We start from the raw sequence: 16,953 nt of genomic DNA on the forward strand, positions 1-16,953 counted from the left end.
GCGCATTTGCTCACGGCCGCCCTCCCCGCATCAACGGCGCTGGCGCGCCGCAGCGCTGCGCGCTGAATCGATTGTGGTGAAACAGCTTACTCACGCGCGGCCTCCGCGCATGAGTAACCTGTTTTCGTAATCGATGCGCAGGACAACCGCCAGCGAAATCAGATTCATCAAAATCGCCGAGCCACCGTAACTCATGAGCGGCAGGGTCAGCCCCTTGGTCGGCAAGGCGCCGAGGTTCACGCCCATGTTGATGAAGGCCTGGAAGCCTATCCAGATGCCCACACCCTGGGCCACCAGGCCGGCAAACAGGCGGTCCAGCGCAATCGACTGGCGGCCGATATGCATGATGCGGCGCGTCATCCACATGAAGGCACCGATCACGCAGAGAACACCCAGCAAGCCGAACTCCTCGCCGATCACCGCCAGCAGGAAGTCGGTGTGGGCTTCCGGCAGCCAGTGCAGTTTCTCGATGCTGCCGCCCAGGCCCACGCCGAAAATTTCGCCGCGCCCGAAGGCAATCAGCGAATGCGAGAGCTGGTAGCCCTTGCCCAGCGCGTATTTGTCGCTCCAGGGATCAAGGTAGGCAAAAATGCGCTCGCGGCGCCAGTCGCTGAGCATCACCATGAGCGCAAAGGCGATCACCACCACGGTGGCGATGACAAAAAACATGCGGGCGTTGACACCGCCGAGGAAAAGAATGCCCATCGCGATCACCGAAATGACCATGAAAGCGCCCATGTCAGGCTCGGCCAGCAACAGCAGGCCCACGATGCCGATGGCCACGGCCATGGGCATGACGGCGCGGAAAAAGCGCTCCTTGACCTCCATCTTGCGCACCATGTAGTCGGCGGCGTACAGCAGCACCGCAAACTTCGCGAGTTCCGAGGGCTGGAAGTTCATGAAACCCAGCGAGATCCAGCGGCGCGCGCCATTGACGCCCTTGCCGATGAAGGGGATCAGCACCAGCATCAGCAGCACCAGCGAGGCCACAAACAGCCAGGGTGCGATTTTTTCCCAGGTCGCCACCGGCACCTGGAAAGTCAGCAGGGCAACCGCAAAGGCCACCCCCAGCGACAGCGCATGGCGCAGCAGGAAGTGGGTGTGTGCATAACGCGAGAACTTCGGGTTGTCCGGCATGGCGATGGAGGCGGAGTACACCATGACCAGGCCCCAGACCAGCAGCGCCACCGTGACCCAGATCAGTGCCTGGTCCACGCCCGACATGCGGACCGGCGCCGACTCGGAACGCGAGTGGCGCTGGCCGCCCAGCCGGACCGGCAGGCCCTCGGGCGCGGCCCCGCCCAGACTGGAGAACCAGCCGGAAAGACGGGCAGCCACCGTCATGACACCACCCCCGCATCCTGCGCGAGCGCCTGGACGGCGTCGCAAAACACCTGGGCGCGATGCCCATAGTTGTCGAACATGTCAAAACTCGCGCAGGCCGGCGACATCAACACCGCATCGCCGGTTTGCGCCTGCCGGGCCGCCAGTTCTACGGCGCCCTGCATGGAATCCGCATCCAGCAGGGGCACGCCCGTGCCTTCCAGTGCAGCACGGATCAGGGGCGCATCGCGCCCGATCAGCACGACCGCCCTGGCATGCTGGCGCACGGGTCCGGCCAATGGAGAAAAGTCCTGCCCCTTGCCTTCGCCCCCGGCGATCAGCACCAGCTTGCGTTCGGCGCCCAGGCCGGTCAATGCCGCCACGGTGGCACCCACGTTGGTGCCCTTGCTGTCATCAAAGTATTCGACGTCGCGCACCACCGCCACCGGCGTCACGCGATGCGGCTCACCGGTGTATTCACGCAGGCCGTGCAGCATGGACGCCATGTTGCCGCCCACGGCGCCGGCCAGCGCCAGCGCGGCCAGCGCGTTGGTGGCGTTGTGGCGGCCACGGATGCGCAGGGCTTCGACCGGCATCAGGCGCTGGATGTACAGCACCACTTCTTCGTCCTTGCGGCGCTTGACGGTTTCGTCGGCCTCAGCAGCACGCACCAGCCAGGCCATGCCATTGACGGTTTCAATGCCATAGTCACCCGGTCGCTGCGGGGCCTCCAGCCCAAAACTCACATACTCGCGCCACTTCGGCTTTTGCAGCTTCAGGCGCACCGGCTCCGGCAGCATGGCCATCACCGCCGGATCATCCCGATTGAGCACCAGCAGGCCCTGGCTGCCGAAGATGCGTGCCTTGGCCGCGCCGTAGGCTTGCATGCTGCCGTGCCAGTCCAGATGGTCCTGCGTCAGGTTCAACACCGCGGCTGCGGTGGGCTCGAAGCCCTGCACGCCGTCGAGCTGGAAACTCGACAGCTCCAGCACCCAGACCTCGGGCAAGGTTCCCGCATCGAGGTGCCCGGCCAACATGTCCAGCAGGTTGGGGCCGATGTTGCCCGCCACTGCCACGGTCTTGCCGCCGTGGGCCACCAACTGGCCAGTGAGCGCCGTCGTGGTCGTCTTGCCGTTGGTCCCGGTGATCGCCAGTACCTGGGGGGCATAAGCGCGTTCGGCCTGCAGCTCACGCAATGCGCGGGCGAACAGGTCCAGTTCCCCGCCTGTCCACAAGCCGATGGCCTGTGCCGCCTGCCAGACCGGGGCAAACACCGCAGGCGACAGACCCGGGCTCTTGAAGACGGCGCGGATGTCCTTGCCCTCGACCAGACCGGACTCGAATGCGCCGGCGCGGAAATCGACCTGCGGCAACTCCGCTTGCAAGCTCGCCAGTTGAGGTGGTGTCTCGCGGGTATCGGCCACCGTCACACGCGCGCCCTGACGCACACACCAGCGGGCCATGGCCAGCCCGGAAGCGCCCAGCCCCAGGATGAGGACATGCTGGCCGTGCAGCGCCGACACCACCGTCTCGCCCGCGGGCTCGACGGCAGCAGGCGCCTCGTTTTCAGCATCACCCAGCACGGTTTCGTCCGTCGACGATGGCACTTGCACCACAGAGGGGATCGGCGTGGCCTGTTCCGGCGCACTCACCTCGGCAAACAATTGCGCGACAAAGGCAGCGGCATCACGCGCGGCCGTCAGGGTCTCGGGCAGGGGCCGTGCCCCCGCTTTGCCCGCCCCCCCGGTGCGGGCCAAGTCCGCTTCCGCCACCGGGGCTGGTGATGCCGACTCCACCAGGGGCATGGCATCCGGCGCCGACGCAGGCACCAGTCCGTGCGCCTGCGTCACCTCCACTGGAGGCTCTTCGGGCCCATCTGGCGCTTTGCCGGGGTTGGGGGATTCGTTGGTATTCATCGCAGTTTCAACGTCGACAGGCCAACCAGGCACAGCAGCATGGTGATGATCCAGAAACGCACGACCACCTGCGTTTCCTTCCAGCCGCTTTTCTCGAAATGATGGTGCAGGGGCGCCATCCGGAACAGCCGCCGGCCTTCACCAAAACGCCTGCGGGTGTATTTGAAATAGATCACCTGCAGCATCACTGACATGGCTTCGACAACAAAGATGCCGCCCATGATGGCCAGCACGATTTCCTGGCGCACGATGACCGCAATCGTTCCCAGCGCGGCGCCCAGCGCCAGCGCGCCCACGTCGCCCATGAAGACCTGCGCGGGATGGGTGTTGAACCACAGGAAGGCGAGGCCGGCACCGGCCATGGCCGAGCAGAAAATCAGCAACTCGCCCGCACCCGGGATGTGCGGGAAAAACAGGTACTTCGAATAGACGGCACTGCCCGTTACATAGGCAAACACGCCGAGCGCCGAGCCAACCATCACGACCGGCATGATCGCCAGACCGTCCAGCCCGTCGGTCAGGTTCACGGCATTGCTGGAACCGACAATCACGAGGTAGGTGAGCAGCACAAAACCAAACACGCCGAGCGGGTAACTGATTTCCTTGAAGAAAGGCAGCTGCAGCCCGGCCTTGGGCGGCAGGTTCACGTCAAAACCGGACTGCACCCAGCTCATGAACAGCTCCAGCACCCGCAGGTTGGAGCTTTCCGAAATGCTGAATACCAGGTACAACGCGGCGAGCAGGCCGATCACCGATTGCCAGAAGTATTTTTCCCGCGAGCGCATGCCTTCGGGATCCTTGTGCACCACCTTGCGCCAGTCGTCGGCCCAGCCGATGGCGCCAAACCCGAGCGTGACGATCAGCACAATCCAGACAAAACGGTTGCTCAGGTCAAACCACAGCAGCGTGGAAATGCCGATGGCCAGCAGGATCAGGACGCCGCCCATGGTCGGCGTGCCGCTCTTGCTCAGGTGGGTCTGCATCGCATATTCGCGGATAGGCTGACCGATCTTGAGGCTGATCAGACGGCGAATCACATAAGGGCCGGCAATCAAACCGATCAGCAAGGCGGTCATGGCGGCCATCACCGCGCGAAACGTCAGGTACTGGAACACGCGGAAGTAGCCAAATTCCGGCGAGATGGTCTGCAGCCACTGGGCCAGGCTAAGCAGCATGGGGCTTCTCCTCTTTTTGTTGTTGTGCGTCGGCCGCGATGGCCTGGACCACGCGCTCCATCTTCATGAAGCGTGAACCCTTGACCAGCACGCTGGACACGCCCGGCAAGGCAGCCATCACGGCGGCCTTCAGGGCCTCGATGTCGTCGCCGAAATGCCGGCCGCCGCCGAAGGCGCTGGCAGCGTCGGCGGACTGCGCGCCCAGCGTGAACACCTGCTCGATGCCGCGCTCACGCGCATGGGCACCGACCTCGACATGGAAAGCCGGCCCCTGATCGCCGACCTCGCCCATGTCGCCCAGCACCAGCAGGCGCGGCCCGGGCAGTTCGGCCAGCACGTCGATGGCCGCACGCACGGAATCCGGGTTGGCGTTGTAGCTGTCGTCGATCAGCGTGAGGGCGTGGCCCGCCGCCTGGAGCTGGAGGGCGCGCGAGCGGCCCTTGACCGGGACAAACGCCGACAGCCCGGCAGAAATGGCCGCCAGCGGCGCGCCGGCCGCCAGGGCACAGGCGGTGGCGGCCAGGGCATTTTTGACATTGTGCCGGCCGGCGATCTGCAGCGAAAAGTCGAGATCGCCCTGCGGCGTGCCGGCCAACACCCGCCAGGCGCCGCCCAGCCATTGCGCGGTGCCGGTGACGTCGGCCTCGCCCGACTCGGCAAAGGTCAGCACCGCGCGGGACCCGGCGAGTTCCCGCCACAGTGGTGTGTACAGCTCGTCGGCCGGAAACACCGCGACGCCCGAGGCCGGCAGCGCCGCGATGACCGCGCCGTTTTCGCGGGCGACGGCTTCCACCGTAGCCATGAACTCCAGGTGTTCGCGCTGCGCATTGTTGACCAACGCCACGGTGGGCCGCGTCATGGCGGCGAGGCTGGCTATTTCACCGGGGTGGTTCATGCCCAGTTCGACCACGCCGGCCTGGTGGGTGGTACGCAGACGCAGCAGCGTCAAGGGCACGCCGATGTCGTTGTTGAAGTTTCCTTCGGTCGCAAAAGCACCGCCCTGCTTCCACGCGCGCAGGATGGACGCCACCATTTGCGTGACCGTGGTCTTGCCATTGCTGCCGGTCACGGCGATCAGCGGCAGGCTGAACTGCGCGCGCCAGCCTGCGGCAAGCTGGCCCAGCGCCTGCTTCGAATCGGCCACCAGCAGGCCGGGGAGTTCGGCACTCAGGCCATGCTGCGCCAGGGCCGCCACCGCGCCAGCGCTTTTCGCCTGCGCCAGAAAATCATGAGCATCAAAGCGTTCACCCTGGAGCGCCACAAACAGGTCGCCGGGCTGCAGACTGCGCGTGTCCGTGTGCACGCGCTGGAACCGCAGGGTGCCGTCGCCCACCAGCCGGGCAGACGGCAACCACTGCAGGGCCTGTTGCAGGGTCATCATGCGAGGCCTCCCGGCGCGGCATGGCGGCTCGCACCCTGATCCAGCGCCGCTTCGGCCTGCGCCTTGTCGGAGAACGGCAGCTTGATACCCGCGGTTTCCTGGTAACTTTCATGGCCCTTGCCGGCAATCAGGACCACGTCGCCGGCCTGCGCCTGGCCCACCGCATGGGCGATCGCCCGGGCGCGGTCTGCCTGAACCTGCACCGCATCGCGGCGGGCAAATCCCTGCAGGATCTGGCTGATGATGGCGTCGGGGTTTTCGCTGCGCGGGTTGTCACTGGTCACCACCACCCTGTCCGACCCTTTTTCCGCCGCTGCCGCCATCAGCGGCCGCTTGCCGGCATCACGCTCACCGCCGCAGCCAAAAACGCACCAGAGCTGTCCGGAACGTCCGCTGGCCAGTGGCCGCAGCGCGCCCAGCACCTTCTCGAGCGCATCGGGGGTGTGGGCATAGTCCACCACCACCAGGGGCCGGCCCGGCACCGCAATCGAGTCCATGCGCCCGGGCACCGGCGACAGGTGAGCGCAGGCTTCGACCACATCCGACAAAGGCAGTCCAAGCGCGCGCAAGGCCGCCATCACACCCAGCAGGTTGGACACGTTGTACTGCCCGACCAGCGTGGTCGAGAGCCGATGCCGTTCATTACCCTCCACCACATCAAAGCCCAGAAAATCCAGGCCGTGGTGGATGGCCTGGGCCTGCAGGCGCGCAGGCGCCAGGCAGGACACCGTCCAGACGTCGAGACCCGATTCGCGCAGGGTCGCAGCCAGCGCCGCCCCGTGCGGATCATCAATGTTGATCACCGCCGCCTTCAGGCCGGCCCAGCCAAACAGCCGGGCCTTGGCGTCCCAGTAGGCTTGCATGGTCTGGTGGTAGTCGAGGTGGTCCTGGGTGAAATTCGTGAAAATCGCCACGCGGATGTCGGTGGCGTCCAGCCGGTGCTCGGCAATGCCGATCGACGATGCCTCCAGCGCACACGCTGAAAAACCGTCGTCGACCCAGCGCCTGAGCTGCTGCTGCAGCAGCACCGGATCGGGCGTCGTCAGGCCGTTGAACACCATGGCTTCGGGCTGTCCGATGCCCAGCGTGCCGACCACGCCGCAGCGCCGGCCCAGCTTGCCCAGGGCCTGGGCCAGCCACCAGGCGGTCGAGGTCTTGCCGTTGGTGCCGGTCACGGCCAGCACGTCCAGCTTTTTGCTCGGGTGCTCGAAATAGGCCGCGGCTATCGGTGCTGTCGCGGTTTTCAGGCCGCTGTAGGCCGCGACACGGCTGTCGCTGAAGGCATAGGCCTCCGCTCCGGCCTGCTCCACCAGGCAGGCCTGCGCACCTGCGGCCAGAACGTCCGCCACGTACTTGCGCGCGTCGGTGGCCGCACCTGGCCAGGCAATAAAACCATCCCCGGCACCGACCTTGCGGCTGTCGGTCCAGAGACTGCCGCTCACGCGCTGGTGCAACCAGTGCGCGGCCTGCTCGGGGGTGTGCAGCCGCTCCATCAGAACGACTCCTCCACCGGGTTGGTCACGATCTGCGGTTTAACGGCCATGTCGGGCGGCAGGCCCAGCATGCGCAGCGTCTGCTGCACGGTCTCGCTGAAAACAGGCGCCGCGACATCGCCGCCAAAATATTTGCCGTTGCTGGGCTCGTCAATCATCACTGCGACGACAATGCGCGGCTTTTCCGTCGGTGCAATGCCGACAAAAAATCCGCGGTACTTCTTGTCGGCGTAACCCTTGCCCTCCTGCTTGTGCGCGGTGCCGGTTTTCCCGCCCACTGAGTAACCCATGGTCTGTGCCTTGTGCGCGGTGCCGCCAGGCCCCGTGACCATGTGCAACATGTTGCGCATGGCCAGGGCATTTTTTTCACTGATCACGCGCACCCCGACGGCGGGATCGGCACTCTTGAGCATGCTCACCGGCACCAGGTCGCCATCACGTGCAAACACGCTGTAGGCGTGCGCAAGCTGGAACAGCGAGGTGGACAGGCCGTAGCCATAACTCATGGTGGCCTGTTCGATGGGCCGCCAGGTCTTGTAGGCGCGCAGCCGGCCGCTGACGGCGCCCGGAAAAGGCACTTGCGGCTTCTGCCCGAAACCGACCTGGGTGAACATCTCCCACATCTCGCGCGGCTGCATCTGCATCGCCATCTTGACCGTGCCGACGTTGCTGGACTTCTGGATCACCTGATTGACCGTGAGCAGCCCTTGCGGGTGCGCATCCGAGATGGTCGAACCGCCAATCGTCAGGCGGCCCGGCGCGGTCTGGATCTGCGTCTCCGGACGGACGAGGCCTTTTTGCAGCGCCAGCGCCACGACAAAAGGCTTCATGGTCGAGCCGGGCTCGAACGTGTCGGTCAGTGCGCGGTTTCTCAATTGCGCTCCGCTCAGGCTCTGGCGCTTGTCGGGAGAAAAGCTGGGGTAGTTGGCCAGGGCCAGCACCTCGCCGCTGATGCTGTCGAGCACCACCACGCTGCCGGCCTTGGCCTTGTGGGTCAGCACCGCGTCACGCAGCTTCTGGTAGGCAAAAAACTGGATCTTGCTGTCGATGGACAGCTGCAGGTCCTTGCCGTCCACCGGCGGCACCTGTTCGCGCACGTCTTCCACGACACGACCCAGGCGGTCCTTGATCACCCGGCGCGAGCCGGCGTGGCCGGCCAGGTCCTTGTTGAACGCCAGCTCCATGCCCTCCTGGCCCCGGTCCTCCACATTGGTGAAACCCACCACATGGGCAGCGGCTTCACCTTCCGGGTATTCGCGCCTGTATTCCTTGCGCTGGTAGATGCCCTTGATGCCGAGTGCATGTATTTTTTCGCCGACAGACGCATCCACCTGCCGCTTGATCCAGACAAAACTCTTGTCCTCGTTCGACAGCTTTTTGTTGAGCTCGGCCACGGGCATCTGCAGCAGCCTGGCCAGCTCGGCGAGCTGGGCCTTGCTGCCGTCGACGTCTTCAGGGATGGCCCAGATGCTGGGCGCGGGCACGCTGGACGCGAGGATCAGGCCGTTGCGGTCCAGAATGCGTCCGCGATTGGCCGGCAGCTCCAGCGTGCGGGCAAAACGCACTTCGCCCTGGCGCTGAAAAAAATCGTTGCCGACCACCTGCACATAGGCGGCGCGGCCGGCCAGACCGGCAAAGGCCAGCGCAATGCCGGCCACGATCAGCTTGCTGCGCCAGACCGGCGTCTTGCTGGCCAGCAGGGGGCTGGAGGTGTAACGCACGCTCCTGCTCATGGCGGGCTCCCGTCCACTGCTGCGTTCTTGTAGGTCACGTACTGCGTGATGGCCGGTGTGGCCGAGCGCATCTGCAGGCGCTCCCTGGAAATCTGTTCCACCCGCAGCGGCGTGGCCTGTGCGCGCTTTTCAACCTGCAGGCGCTCCTTGTCAGACTCGAGCTGGCGGCTGAGTGCCGTCGTTTTTTCGAGCTCGACAAACAGCCGGCGCGATTCGTACTGCGTGCGCACCAGGTACAGCGCGCTGACCAGTACAGCCACCAGCAGGACCAGATTCAGGCGTGTCATGCTGAGAACCCAGGGTAACGCTGAGTGCTCACCTGAACCGGCACCTCGGTCCTTTCGGCGACGCGCATCACGGCGCTGCGCGAGCGCGGGTTGGCCGCCACTTCGTCGGCGCCAGGTTTGACACGTTCCAGCGCCTTGAGCCGCATGGCCTTGGGCGCAGCAAAGGGCGCGCGGCGGTCGAACACCTCGCGCGAATGTTCGGCGATGAATTGCTTGACGATGCGGTCTTCCAGCGAATGGAAACTGATCACCACCAAACGTCCTCCCGGTTGCAGTACTTTGAGCGAGGCCTCTAGCGCCTGTTGCAGCTCTTCAAGCTCGGCATTGATGAAAATCCGAAAAGCCTGAAATGTGCGCGTTGCAGGGTCCTTGCCCGGCTCGCGGGTTTTGACCGCGCCAGCCACGACCTCGGCCAGTTCAGCGGTGGTTGCAATAAGGCCCCGTTCCTGTCGGCGACGATCAATCGCCTTTGCGATCTGCCCAGCAAACCGTTCTTCGCCATATTCACGAATGACCTCCGCTATGGTGTCCGTCTCTGCATCGGCCAGCCACTCGGCCACGCTCTGGCCGCGCGTGCTGTCCATGCGCATGTCCAGCGGCCCGTCGCCGCGGAAGGAAAACCCGCGCGCCGGATTGTCGATCTGCGGCGAGCTGATGCCCAGGTCCAGCAGGATGCCCGCCGCACTGCCCGCCGGCATTTCGCCCAGATGACTGAAGGCCTGGTGGCGGATGGCAAAACGCGGGTCCGCGATGGTCTTCGCCTCGGCAATGGCCTCCGGGTCCTTGTCGAAGGCGGTGAGCCGCCCCAGCTCGGACAGCTGCGAAAGAATGAGGCGCGAGTGCCCGCCGCGCCCGAAGGTCGCGTCGATGTAATGCCCGTCCGGGTTGATCTGAAGCGCTGCGACTGCTTCGTTCAACAAGACGGTGCGGTGTGTCCATGTGTCTTGCACCGTCGTCTTTCAGAATGAAAAGTCTCTGAAGACATCGGGCATTTCGCCCTTCATCTGCTCGGCCTCCTGGGCCGCATAGGTCGCCGCATCCCACAGCTCGAAGTAGCTGCCCATGCCAAGCAGCACCGTGTCCCGGCTGATGCCTGCCGCGCTACGCAATTCGGGAGAGACCAGCACGCGCCCGGCGGCATCCATGTCGACGTCCATGGCGTTGCCCAGGAAAATCCGTTTCCACCACTGTGCCTGCATCGGCAGCGAAGCAATGCGTTCGCGGAATTTCTCCCACTCGTTGCGCGGGAATATCATGAGGCAGCCGTGCGGGTGTTTGGTGATGGTCAGCTGGCTCGATGCGGTGGCGCTGAGCACGTCACGATGCCGGGTTGGCACGGAGAGCCGACCCTTGGTATCGAGAGCTAGAGAAGACGCGCCTTGAAACACCGTTAAAAACCTTTAGAGAACACTTTTCACCACTAAATTGCACTTTTTCCCACTTTAGCAGGAAAGTTTTGCCATGCAAGTGGTTTGCTACAAATTTTTTCAATGAAATCAAGCACTTAGAAACGATTTTGCAAGCAGACATCAATTAAAAATCGTTCTAAATTAAGCACTTAGAAGATCCAGTGAAAGTGTTGCTTTAAGCCGGAAGCAAACCGGGCTGGCGTTGGCGCGGGCGCCACGCGGGAGAGTGAAGGAGAAAAGAGACCTCGAAGGCCCCTTGGGTGGTTATGGCACCTGCAGCGCTGCCTGCCGGTTGCCCGGCGCAGACAGACTGCGTGTTGCGCAGGGCAACGATGGCGTTTTTTGGGTCCCCTCGCGGATGGGGGACAGGCCCTAGTCGATGCGCGTCAGGACCCGGGCGTGTTCGGTGATGCCGATCACGTTGAAGAATGCGGCCACCAGACGGTTGACATCGGTGAACTGCACGGCGCGATTTTCGGCTTCCCGGGCGGAAACCCAGTTGAGCAGGGTCCCGGCTGCAGAAAAATCAACACGAATCAGCTTTGCGCACGAAATCACCATGATGTCTGCGCCCATCAGCTTGGCCTCAAGCTTGTCGAGGACGGCAATGGCATCTCCCTCGATCTGGCCAGACAGTTCGACCGCATACAGATGACTCATCTGGGAGTTCCCGCCCATCTCGGTGTCACCCTCCATCGTGCTGCTGAGGCTGGACGGCACCGAATCGCGGTAGACATCGCCAATGATGGCCTGCCCGGCCATAGCGGCGCCGCGCGGCTCCAGCGGCTTGTAGTCGCAGCGCGCACTGTCCCAGGCGGGTGGCGAAACCTCGTATGTCACGCAAAAATCGAGGGCTGTCAGCTCAAACTCGTCAGGCTGGTGGGTTACCCGCAGGGTCTCCATGCGCAGTTGCCACCATCCCTGGGACGTGTCCCGCACCCCTGAGGGGGTCGCGTCCTGCAACACCCGCTCCAATTGCGTCTCCCCCATGAAACGCAACTGCACGGGTTGTGCGGCCCAGCCGCTGAACACCTTGCACAGGGGTTCCACGGCGTTTTCATCAATCGTTTTGAGGTTCTTCCAGTCAAGTCGCCAGGGCATGGGAGCGCGGGCCAGGGCCGCGCTGAGCGCCGCCACGGTCTGGATGCCCAGTTTTGACGGGCAGACCCAGTCCGCAGCCGGTCCGTTGCCAGCGGCCGGACCGGCTGAGCTGGCCGGATTGGACAACTGCTGCACCATCTCGGGCATGGAAAACCACTGCGGGGCCGAACGGTCGAAACGGCCGACGAACTCGACGGCCAGGTTTTCGAACTTGTCGTGCTGTCCGGTGGCCCGGTACAGGTCAAACAACGCGAGCCAGGTGTCAGCATGCCTGGCCCGGGTTCCCTGGGGGCCCAGCGTCTCGAGCAACCCGGCTTCTGCGCCTGCATCGTCGCCATTGGCAAAACGGATGGAGGCCTCCTCCAGTTCGGGGTCGTGCGCCACCTCCGAGGCATCCACCACGGAAAATTTGGACGCCGAAAAACCCGACGGTTCACCATCGCGGGAGGCTGCAGAAATGACCGGTCTGGATGCAGCTGGCTTGGGTGCAGCAGCAGGCGGCGTAGCGGTCACACCGGCGGACAGGTCCGCCATGGGCGCCGGTGCGGGCTGCGGCGACACAGCGGCAGCCCTGGTTTTGGCCAGCGCCGCAGCCAGGGCATCAGGCGCCGTGGACGCAAAGTTGGCCGGCAACGCGTTGTCCAGCAGCGGGGCGTGGGTGCTGAGGTTGGGCTGACCGGCCGTCGTCGCCGGGGAAAGCGAAGAAGGCTCGCTGGCGCCAGCGGCCGCACTTCCATGCTTGGTTTTCCACCATTGCATGGACATCTGGGCCTCGATTTCGTCGATTTTCTTCAGGGTGACGGCGCGGTCGTCAGGCTTGGACGGCATGCTGCTCTGGAAGAATGAAGGCCGGGCACCGGGGTCCTGGCCAGTCATGGCCTCCCGCTTGCGCATTTTCCGGAGCATGTCGAATTCGCGCTTGCGCACGAAATCGTTGCGCCGTTTTCGCTCAATCATCTCCTTGAGCATCTGCTTGCTCAGGGCTTCCTCCCGGTCCGACTCCTTGCCTTCAAGTTCCGACCAGTTCGTCGCAGGGTTGCGGACGAACTTCACGACTTTTGAAAGCAAGCCAGGTGTGGTGTCTTCTTTGGCCATCAACGGTGGTTCAGGAGGAAGTGGGCAACGGGAAAGCTCAGTCGCCGAACATTTTCTGCTTGAGCTCGCGACGCTGCTGTGCTTCCAGCGACAAATTGGCCGTCGGACGGGCAATCAGGCGCCCCACGCCGATGGCTTCCCCGGTTTCGTCGCAGTAACCGTAGTCGCCGGAGTCAATGCGGGCGATCGACTGCTCGATTTTCTTGAGCAGCTTGCGCTCACGGTCGCGCGTACGCAGCTCGAGGGCGTGTTCTTCTTCAATGGTCGCACGATCGGCCGGATCCGGCACCACCACGGTGTCTTCCCGCAGATGTTCGGTGGTTTCACCGGCACTGTTATGGATGTCCTGCTTGAGCAGGGACAGCTTGTGCCGGAAAAAGGCCAGCTGCTTTTCGTTCATGTACTCCGAGTCCGGCATAGCCTTGACCTCTTCGTCCGTCAACTCTTCACCCGGCTTGGTCTTCCAGTTGTTGGCGAGCTTGGGATCCTTTTTGGCCGCCACATGCGGGGGCGGCGCGATCACGCGCTCGGCAATGGTGGAGTAGCTGGCTTTCGCAGCGTCGGGAGAGTGGGTCGGAATCATCGGCGCGGGAGGCGGAGCGAAAGAGGAATTGCGCAAGGAGGCGCGGCGCCCCGGTTTCAGGGCCGGTGTCTGCAACGGTGCGGGCGCCGCAGCAATGCTGGCGGGGCTGGGCGGGGTTTTCACGGCGGGACCTGCCGCCGTTTTGGTGATCGTTTTGATAATGACTTTTTCTTCAGGTTTGGCGGAGGCCTTGCCCTTCACGGACGGCGGGGCCGGCTTGGTGACAGGTTTGGCGGCTTTGACCGCGGGTTTAACGATAGGGGTGGGCTTGGCAGATTTGACGGCCTTGACCGCCGGACGGCTTTTGGCAACGGGTACAGGCTTTTTCGCAGCGGGAGCGGCTTTTTTGGTGGGCGCCGCTTTGGGCTTGGCCACCACTTTGGCTTTGGCAACGGGTTTGGCCGCCACTTTCACTTTGGATTTAGCCACGGGCTTGGCCGCCACCTTGGCCTTGGAAGCGGCCAGGGCCGGCTTTTTCACGGCGGTTTTTGAAGCCGCTGGCTTGGCCGCCACTTTGGTCGTGGCTTTGGCTTTGCCGGCTGACGTGGCTTTTCCTGCGGACTTGACCGCCACCTTGGACTTTTTCGCTTGAGCTTTCACACTGGGTCTCCTCGTGGAGGCAGCTTCGGGATGGTCCCCATGCTGACTCCGGGCCAGGCTGACTTTCGTCAGCCCAACCTTGTCTTTTACCTGATTGTCTGATTTGTTCGCCGCCGTACCAGCCGTTTCAAGGCCAGTACTTACCCTGACTCGCCCCCCCTGCCTAGTCGCCGAAGACGACCGGCCAGGGGAGTCGGCGCGCGATTGTAGCGGCTCACCGGGACGCTGGGAGGCCCGCGCGCCTAAACGTTGGAGAATGGAGACAATCATGAGGCCCTCCCGCCTTTCAAGGCATTGTGTGGACAGCCTACCTCAAACCAGACACTGCTCCAGGCCCTGGAGAAAAATATCTTTCGGCAGATCGATGCCGATAAAGACCATCTTGCTGACCTTTGTTTCGTCCGCTCCCCAGGCTGGTCCCAGGTCGCTACCCATCAGCTGGTGCACGCCCTGGAAAATCACCTTGCGCTCGGTACCCTGCATGTTCAGTACGCCCTTGTAGCGCAACATGCGCGGGCCGTAGATATTGACGACGGCGCCCAGGAAGTCCTCGAGTTTCGCCGGATCAAAAGCACGCTCCGAACGGAACACAAAACTCTTGACGTCGTCATCGTGATGGTGGTGATGGCCGTGTTTGTCGTCCTTCGCATGGGACGGGTGGTCGCAATGCTCGCCGTGTGCGTGGTCATGGCCGGCATGGTCGTGCTCGTCGGCCTTGAGGAAGTCCGGATCGATGTCGAGTTTGGCATTGAGGTTGAAGCCGCGCAGGTCAAACACGTCGGCAATCGCCACCTCGCCAAAATGCACGGCTTTCTGCGGCGCGCGCGGGTTCATGTGTTTGAGGCGGTGCATCAGCGCCTGGACTTCGTCCTCGGCCACCAGATCGGCCTTGCTGATGAAGATCTGGTCGGCAAAACCGACCTGGCGGCGCGCCTCCTGGCGCTCGTTGAGCTGGGTGGGCGCATGTTTGGCATCGACCAGGGTCAGAATGGAGTCGAGCAGGTACTGCTCGGCGATTTCCTCGTCCATGAAAAAGGTCTGCGCCACCGGGCCGGGATCGGCCAGGCCGGTGGTCTCGATCACCACCCGCTCGAAATCCAGCAGGCCCTTGCGCTTCTTGGCAGCCAGCAGCTGCAGGGTCTCGCGCAGATCCTCGCGGATCGAGCAGCAGATGCAGCCGTTGTTCATCTGGATGATGTTTTCCTGGGTGTCGTTGACCAGGATCTCGTTGTCGATGTTTTCCTCGCCGAACTCGTTTTCGATCACGGCGATTTTCTGGCCGTGGGCTTCGGTCAGGATGCGCTTGAGCAGCGTGGTTTTGCCGGAGCCCAGAAAGCCGGTCAGGATGGTCACGGGAATCAAACTCATGGTGTCTGCCTAAAAAAATACGGGGAAAAATACAGGAGAAAGAGAAACGGTGGGCCCGTGAAGGTGGGGAGTTTAGTCGTCAACACAAGGCCCTGAAGCGCACATTGACTCCACACGGGGCCTGCCGGACCACTTTACAGGCCGTGTCAAGCATTCCAGCGCCTGCGCCTCTTTTTTGCTATGTTATCAATAGCTGACTGCGCCCATTCAATAAGGGCAGAGGCCATTTTTGATGATGAATTTTATTTTTTGAGCAAGACCAGCCCCTTGAGGTACTCGCCCTCGGGGAAACTGACGGTCATCGGGTGGTCGGGCGCACCGCCCAGGCGTTCGGTGATGAAGGCATCGACGCCCGCATCGGTGCCGGCGGACGCAACGATCTTGTGAAACAGGTCGGCGCTGATGCCGCCTGAGCAGGAATACGTGAAAAGCACGCCGCCGGGCGCCAGGATGGACAGCGCAATGCGGTTGATGTCCTTGTAGGCACGTGCTGCACGTTCGGCATGGGCCGCGGTGGGCGCAAACTTGGGCGGGTCCAGCACGATGGCGTCGAAGGTCCGGCCTTCCTTGTGGAACTGCCGCATCGAGGCATTGACATCGGCGTCCAGCATGGTGGTGCGGGCGGCGTCAAAACCGTTCAGCGCCACATTGGCCGCAGCTTTTTCAATCGCCGGTCCGGACGAATCGATCGACGTGACATGCGCTGCGCCGCCGGCCAGCGCCGCCACCGTGAAGCCCCCGGTGTAGCAGTAACAGTTGAGCACGTTCTGGAACTGCAGGCGGCGCGCATGTTCGGCAAACTTGCGGCGGCTGTCGCGCTGGTCCAGGTAAAAGCCGGTCTTGTGGCCGGTGGCGATGTCCAGGCCCAGCTGCCAGCCGTGTTCGGTGATGACGAGGTCGGTGGCGCCACTGCCGGCCAGCCAGCCCGTCGCCTCCGGCAAGCCTTCGAGCGAACGTACGCTGGCGTCCGAGCGCTCGTAAAGCCGCGTGAGTCCGGTTTCGGCCAGCAGGGCTTCGACGATCACGCTTTTCCAGCGCTCGACGCCGCAGCTCGAAAACTGTGCCACCAGCGTGTCGGCATACAGGTCCACCACCAGGCCGGGCAAGCCATCGGACTCGCCGTGCACCAGGCGCATTCCGTCACTTTGTATGTCAAAACGGCTCCTGGCCCTTATAGCGCGAGCGATACGCGCTACAAAAAACGAAGCGTCGATACACTCGGTCTCGACAAAACTCCAGACGCGGGCGCGAATCTTCGAACTCGGGCTGAAGGCCGCCCAGCCGAGGAACTGCCCGTCGTGGCCCTCGACCCGCACCGTTTCACCAGCATCCGCCCCGCCGCGGGCAATCGCACCGTCAAACACCCAGGGATGGCGCCGCAGCAGCGAACGCTCCTTGCCTTCTCTCAGCCGTATTGATTTCATGCGTCTATTGTCGCGGCAGCGGCTCCCCCGAAAGTGGCCTCCGGGAAATTTGCGACAATCACTTG

At 63.6% G+C, this 16,953-nt stretch carries 13 protein-coding genes; all 13 read right to left on the bottom strand.

What is annotated here, in order from left to right; all coding sequences use genetic code 11:
- Positions 1-90: 90 nt before the first annotated feature.
- Complete coding sequence (ftsW, locus tag B7X65_RS08160; RefSeq protein ID WP_293593789.1) at positions 91-1,344, bottom strand: putative lipid II flippase FtsW; 1,254 nt, start codon at positions 1,342-1,344, stop codon at positions 91-93.
- Positions 1,341-3,239 (bottom strand): UDP-N-acetylmuramoyl-L-alanine--D-glutamate ligase, encoded by a 1,899-nt coding sequence (gene murD, locus B7X65_RS08165; RefSeq protein WP_293593790.1) that lies wholly within the window; start codon positions 3,237-3,239, stop codon positions 1,341-1,343. The genes ftsW and murD overlap by 4 nt, the downstream gene beginning before the upstream one ends.
- A complete protein-coding gene (mraY, locus tag B7X65_RS08170; protein WP_293593791.1) occupies positions 3,236-4,414 on the bottom strand; it encodes a phospho-N-acetylmuramoyl-pentapeptide-transferase in 1,179 nt (392 codons plus the stop codon). The genes murD and mraY overlap by 4 nt, the downstream gene beginning before the upstream one ends.
- Positions 4,404-5,795 carry a UDP-N-acetylmuramoyl-tripeptide--D-alanyl-D-alanine ligase gene (gene murF / locus B7X65_RS08175; protein WP_293593792.1) on the bottom strand — a complete coding sequence of 464 codons (1,392 nt, stop codon included), beginning with the start codon at positions 5,793-5,795 and terminating at the stop codon, positions 4,404-4,406. The genes mraY and murF overlap by 11 nt, the downstream gene beginning before the upstream one ends.
- The gene (locus B7X65_RS08180; protein WP_293593793.1) at positions 5,792-7,288 is read right to left on the bottom strand and encodes a UDP-N-acetylmuramoyl-L-alanyl-D-glutamate--2,6-diaminopimelate ligase; all 1,497 of its coding nucleotides are present in this window, start codon (positions 7,286-7,288) and stop codon (positions 5,792-5,794) included. Before B7X65_RS08180 ends, murF begins: the two co-directional genes overlap by 4 nt.
- Positions 7,288-9,021 (bottom strand): penicillin-binding protein 2, encoded by a 1,734-nt coding sequence (locus tag B7X65_RS08185; protein ID WP_293593794.1) that lies wholly within the window; start codon positions 9,019-9,021, stop codon positions 7,288-7,290. The genes B7X65_RS08180 and B7X65_RS08185 overlap by 1 nt, the downstream gene beginning before the upstream one ends.
- Complete coding sequence (gene ftsL / locus B7X65_RS08190) at positions 9,018-9,308, bottom strand: cell division protein FtsL (RefSeq protein WP_293593795.1); 291 nt, start codon at positions 9,306-9,308, stop codon at positions 9,018-9,020. The genes B7X65_RS08185 and ftsL overlap by 4 nt, the downstream gene beginning before the upstream one ends.
- Positions 9,305-10,258 (bottom strand): 16S rRNA (cytosine(1402)-N(4))-methyltransferase RsmH, encoded by a 954-nt coding sequence (gene rsmH, locus B7X65_RS08195; protein ID WP_293593796.1) that lies wholly within the window; start codon positions 10,256-10,258, stop codon positions 9,305-9,307. Before rsmH ends, ftsL begins: the two co-directional genes overlap by 4 nt.
- A gap of 9 nt (positions 10,259-10,267) precedes the next feature.
- Positions 10,268-10,696: a division/cell wall cluster transcriptional repressor MraZ gene (mraZ, locus tag B7X65_RS08200; protein ID WP_096664631.1), complete on the bottom strand. Its 429-nt coding sequence runs from the start codon at positions 10,694-10,696 to the stop codon at positions 10,268-10,270.
- 393 nt (positions 10,697-11,089) lie between these two features.
- Positions 11,090-12,913 (bottom strand): STAS domain-containing protein, encoded by a 1,824-nt coding sequence (locus tag B7X65_RS08205; protein WP_293593797.1) that lies wholly within the window; start codon positions 12,911-12,913, stop codon positions 11,090-11,092.
- A gap of 37 nt (positions 12,914-12,950) precedes the next feature.
- On the bottom strand, positions 12,951-14,096 hold the full coding sequence (gene dksA / locus B7X65_RS08210) for an RNA polymerase-binding protein DksA (RefSeq protein ID WP_293593798.1): 1,146 nt from the start codon (positions 14,094-14,096) through the stop codon (positions 12,951-12,953).
- A gap of 312 nt (positions 14,097-14,408) precedes the next feature.
- Positions 14,409-15,464, bottom strand: a complete 1,056-nt coding sequence (locus B7X65_RS08215; RefSeq protein WP_293593799.1) for a GTP-binding protein — start codon at positions 15,462-15,464, stop codon at positions 14,409-14,411.
- 242 nt (positions 15,465-15,706) lie between these two features.
- Positions 15,707-16,888 carry a class I SAM-dependent methyltransferase gene (locus B7X65_RS08220; RefSeq protein WP_293593800.1) on the bottom strand — a complete coding sequence of 394 codons (1,182 nt, stop codon included), beginning with the start codon at positions 16,886-16,888 and terminating at the stop codon, positions 15,707-15,709.
- Between the last annotated feature and the right edge of the window lie 65 nt (positions 16,889-16,953).

This window comes from Polaromonas sp. 39-63-25 (assembly GCF_002278925.1).
GTDB lineage: Bacteria > Pseudomonadota > Gammaproteobacteria > Burkholderiales > Burkholderiaceae_C > Polaromonas.